Source organism: Bartonella sp. AP150HLJHH (genome assembly GCF_042196385.1).
Taxonomy (GTDB): domain Bacteria; phylum Pseudomonadota; class Alphaproteobacteria; order Rhizobiales; family Rhizobiaceae; genus Bartonella.
The window spans coordinates 1-574 of the sequence record NZ_JBHIQC010000143.1 but is presented as its reverse complement, the minus strand read 5'-3'; the positions used below and the strand labels follow the sequence as shown (position 1 = coordinate 574).

The 574-nt window shown below is 30.8% G+C and carries 1 pseudogene; it reads right to left on the bottom strand.

The window, feature by feature from the left end:
• Positions 1-194, bottom strand: a pseudogene (locus ACFING_RS10125) (hypothetical protein); the annotation flags it as partial.
• Between the last annotated feature and the right edge of the window lie 380 nt (positions 195-574).

The following is a 574-nucleotide window of genomic DNA, read 5'->3' as shown; positions in this document are numbered from 1 at the left end:
ATATACCCCCCTAAATCGCCTTTTTTGACATCATCAAAATCTCTTAAGGCTCTAATTCGAGTTAAGAAATGACCATCAATATATTCACAATCATCAATAAATTCGTATTTTTTTGCAGGCTCTTGTTGATTAACAGACGCGGTTTCATTTGCAATATTAGAGATAACGGGGGTGTTTTTTGAGATATTTGTCATATTTAAACCTGTATGTTTTTAAAAGTTTTCAATTGACGCGCTATAAAGGCGCCGGGCGCTGAAAACACGGCATACAGTCCGTTGCTATGCTTTTCCCATAAAGGGTATTGTATGGCACAGCTACACCCGACATAAATACATACACTTATAGAGTGTTGCAATAATCGAATTTTATAGAGGAAGTAAACAATTTTGGCTGTTTATCCACTGTATGTTTAGTGTTTTCAATCACTTGAATATTTATATAACAAAATACGTATTTATTGTCAAATAATATTTTATCTTTTTTGATATTTTTTCTTATTTTTTAAATACGTTGTGTATTGATAATATCTTATGCTTATTAATTGCTTCTTTTATATTTATGTGCTTTTAAAGCT